Below are 4,526 nucleotides of genomic sequence, written 5' to 3'. Positions count from 1 at the left end.
GTTCTTTAACTTACCATTGTTAAGAGTCACAAGCAAGTTTTAATAAAAACAATTTTACAAGACTTGTTAAAGGATAGGTCTAGTTTAATCTTTCTTTAAATTCTAATAACAAGCTTAAGATTTAAATTTACTTTCAAAGCTCTTTTAAAAGCTTGAATTTAATTTTTAAATTATGGCTAACTTAGTTTTAGTAGCTTAGCTTTAAGCTATGCTTTTTAAAAGCTTGAGCTAAATTAAGCTAGTTTGATTTTAAAGATAAGTTTTAATCCTCACAACTTCATTTTATTGCTTAATTAAATTAAGTAAGCAATAAAGAAGCGATTAAATGCTTTCCGTCTTGGATTAATCTTTACTTATCATATAAACTTTAACAAGGAAGTGATGCGTTTTAGAATGAAATAATGAGTCAAATTAATCCTTAATCTTGTATTTATAGCAAGAATGCTTTTAAGCAAGGATTTAATTGATTTGTTTATGCAATTTTATTTTTAGAAAGTAATGAAGCTTTATGGTTTATCTTAGTCTTTTCTTAGATTGATTAGATAATTCTTTAAAGTCTAACTCAAATAATCTTTTTAGCTTTGTGGGATAGTTCTTTGATTTATCTCATAAGAGCCTTTTAGGTTGGACGGGGTAGGCCTTTAGCTTTGTTACTTTAGGGGCAATTTACTTGCCCCGCTAAAAGTAAATTCAAAAAGGTAAGCTACTAAGAGCGAATGGTGGATGCCTTGGCTAGTAAAGGCGATGAAGGACGTACTAGACTGCGATAAGCTACGGGGAGCTGTCAAGAAGCTTTGATCCGTAGATTTCCGAATGGGGCAACCCAATACATAGAGATATGTATTACCATAATGGAGCGAACGAGGGGAATTGAAACATCTTAGTACCCTCAGGAAAAGAAATCAAAAGAGATTGCGTAAGTAGCGGCGAGCGAAAGCGTAAGAGGGCAAACCAAGTGCTTGCACTTGGGGTTGTAGGACTGCAATGTGGAATAAGAAAGTTTAGCAGAATATTCTGGAAAGGATAATCCTAGAGGGTGATAATCCCGTATGCGAAAAACAATCTTTACCTAGCAGTATCCTGAGTAGGGCGAAACACGAGAAATTTTGTCTGAAGCTGGGAAGACCACTTTCCAACCCTAAATACTAATACTAGACCGATAGTGCACAAGTACCGTGAGGGAAAGGTGAAAAGAACTGAGGTGATCAGAGTGAAATAGAACCTGAAACCATTTGCTTACAATCATTCAGAGCCCCATAGAGCAATCTGGGGTGATGGACTGCCTTTTGCATAATGAGCCTGCGAGTTGTGGTGTCTGGCAAGGTTAAGCAAACGCGAAGCCGTAGCGAAAGCAAGTCTGAATAGGGCGACAAGTCAGATGCTGCAGACCCGAAACGAAGTGATCTATCCATGAGCAGCTTGAAGCTAGTGTAAGAACTAGTGGAGGAGCGAACCCGCTAGCGTTGAAAAGCTATGGGATGACTTGTGGATAGGGGTGAAAGGCCAATCAAACTTCGTGATAGCTGGTTCTCTCCGAAATATATTTAGGTATAGCGTTGTGTCGTAATTAAAGGGGGTAGAGCACTGAATGGGCTAGGGCATACACCAATGTACCAAACCCTATCAAACTCCGAATACCTTTAATGTAATCACAGCAGTCAGGCGGCGAGTGATAAAATCCGTCGTCAAGAGGGAAACAACCCAGACTAACAGCTAAGGTCCCCAAATCTTACTTAAGTGGAAAACGATGTGAAGTTACTTAAACAACCAGGAGGTTGGCTTAGAAGCAGCCATCCTTTAAAGAAAGCGTAATAGCTCACTGGTCTAGTGATTTTGCGCGGAAAATATAACGGGGCTAAAGTAAGTACCGAAGCTTTAGATAGTGTCTATGATTATTTATATTTGCTTTTAGGCTTGTTTTTTGAATGCTTTTAAGAGAGTTCGCATTTTTCTCAATCGGCAGACTTATTTGTCTTGCCTCAATCAAAAAATACTTTACAACTCTTAAAATCACTTCAAAATACTACGCCTTTGTTCAAAAATTTGGATTGCAAATTTTTTAAATCCAATAAAATGACAAGATATAAAATATGAATACTCATAGGCACTGTGGTAGGAGAGCGTTCTATTTGCACTGAAGGTATACCGGTAAGGAGTGCTGGAGCGAATAGAAGTGAGCATGCAGGCATGAGTAGCGATAATTAATGTGAGAATCATTAACGCCGAAAACCCAAGGTTTCCTACGCGATGCTCGTCATCGTAGGGTTAGTCGGGTCCTAAGCAAAGTCCGAAAGGGGTATGCGATGGAAAATTGGTTAATATTCCAATACCAACATTAATGTGCGATGGAAGGACGCTTAGGGCTAAGGGGGCTAGCGGATGGAAGTGCTAGTCTAAGGTTGTAGGAGGCTATACAGGCAAATCCGTATAGCAATACTCCGAGAACTGAAAGGCTTTTTGAAGTCTTCGGATGGATAGAAGAACCCCTGATGCCGTCGAGCCAAGAAAAGTTTCTAAGTTTAGTTAATGTTGCCCGTACCGTAAACCGACACAGGTGGGTGGGATGAGTATTCTAAGGCGCGTGGAAGAACTCTCTTTAAGGAACTCTGCAAAATAGCACCGTATCTTCGGTATAAGGTGTGGTTCGCCTTGTATTAGGATTTACTCCGAAAGCAAGGAAACTTACAACAAAGAGTCCCTCCCGACTGTTTACCAAAAACACAGCACTCTGCTAACTCGCAAGAGGATGTATAGGGTGTGACGCCTGCCCGGTGCTCGAAGGTTAATTGATGGGGTTAGCGTAAGCAAAGCTCTTGATCGAAGCCCGAGTAAACGGCGGCCGTAACTATAACGGTCCTAAGGTAGCGAAATTCCTTGTCGGTTAAATACCGACCTGCATGAATGGCGTAACGAGATGGGAGCTGTCTCAAAGAGGGATCCAGTGAAATTGTAGTGGAGGTGAAAATTCCTCCTACCCGCGGCAAGACGGAAAGACCCCGTGGACCTTTACTACAGCTTGACACTGCTGCTTGGATAAGAATGTGCAGGATAGGTGGGAGGCTTTGAGTTATGGACGCCAGTTCATAATGAGCCATTGTTGAGATACCACTCTTTCTTATTTGGGTAGCTAACCAGCTTGAGTTATCCTCAAGTGGGACAATGTCTGGTGGGTAGTTTGACTGGGGCGGTCGCCTCCCAAATAATAACGGAGGCTTACAAAGGTTGGCTCAGAACGGTTGGAAATCGTTCGTAGAGTATAAAGGTATAAGCCAGCTTAACTGCAAGACATACAAGTCAAGCAGAGACGAAAGTCGGTCTTAGTGATCCGGTGGTTCTGTGTGGAAGGGCCATCGCTCAAAGGATAAAAGGTACCCCGGGGATAACAGGCTGATCTCCCCCAAGAGCTCACATCGACGGGGAGGTTTGGCACCTCGATGTCGGCTCATCGCATCCTGGGGCTGGAGCAGGTCCCAAGGGTATGGCTGTTCGCCATTTAAAGCGGTACGCGAGCTGGGTTCAGAACGTCGTGAGACAGTTCGGTCCCTATCTGCCGTGGGCGTAAGAAGATTGAAGAGATTTGACCCTAGTACGAGAGGACCGGGTTGAACAAACCACTGGTGTAGCTGTTGTTCTGCCAAGAGCATCGCAGCGTAGCTAAGTTTGGAAAGGATAAACGCTGAAAGCATCTAAGCGTGAAGCCAACTCTAAGATGAATCTTCTCTAAGTTCTGTGCAAGACTAGCACTTTGATAGGCTGGGTGTGTAAGAGATGAAAGTCTTTTAGCTGACCAGTACTAATAGAACATTTGGCTTACTTTAATAAAGCATCACTTCCTTGTTAAGGTTTATACAAGGCTTCTTAGGAAAATCCTAGTAAGTAATAAATCTTAAATTTACTTCTTTAGTTAAAGAAGAAAGGAAAAGCGTTTTTTTAAAACTTGCTCTTAACATTGTTTTTTAAGTGTTTTTAAACTTAGCTAAGTCTAGCTAAATTTAAAGCTTAGAGTGTTTAAATTTAAAGATTAAAAACTTCAAAAAGTTTTAAACTCTAGCTTAGTTTATGAGCTAAAAGCTTTTTAAAGTGTATTAAATTAACTTAGCTTTAATTTTTTTAGCTTTATTTATAAGCTTTTTAAACAGTTTAAGTCCAAAAGCTTTTTAAAATTAAGAGCCTTTATCTTATGGCTTTAAAAGTTTTAAGTTAGAAAATAGCTTAAAGGCTTAGAAACTTTTTAAAAAGCCTTAGCTCTATACAGACTAAAAACATTTAAATAACAATGTCCGTGATTATACAGATGTGGAAACGCCTTGCTCCATCTCGAACCAAGAAGCTAAGCACGTCGTGGGTGATGATACTACGCCTTACTGGCAGGGGGAAAGTAGCTCATTGCGGACTTGTTAGTTTATCTGCTTTTAGCTAGTTTTTATTGCTCTTTATTCTTAATATTCTTTTTATGGCTGTTTAGTTTGCTTGAATGCTTTTATTCTTTACCATCTTAAATTCTAGGATTTTAGGTTTTAAGTTTT

At 40.0% G+C, this 4,526-nt stretch carries 2 rRNA genes; both read left to right on the top strand.

Annotation, left to right across the window (positions count from 1 at the left end):
- Positions 1-696 precede the first annotated feature (696 nt).
- Positions 697-3,818, top strand: a 23S ribosomal RNA gene (locus DMB92_RS09065).
- 460 nt (positions 3,819-4,278) lie between these two features.
- A 5S ribosomal RNA gene (gene rrf / locus DMB92_RS09060) occupies positions 4,279-4,395 on the top strand.
- Positions 4,396-4,526: the final 131 nt, after the last annotated feature.

The organism is Campylobacter sp. MIT 99-7217 (genome assembly GCF_006864365.1).
Lineage (GTDB): Bacteria > Campylobacterota > Campylobacteria > Campylobacterales > Campylobacteraceae > Campylobacter_D.
Note: the sequence above shows the minus strand (reverse complement) of the source record. Positions and strands in the feature narration are given on the sequence as shown.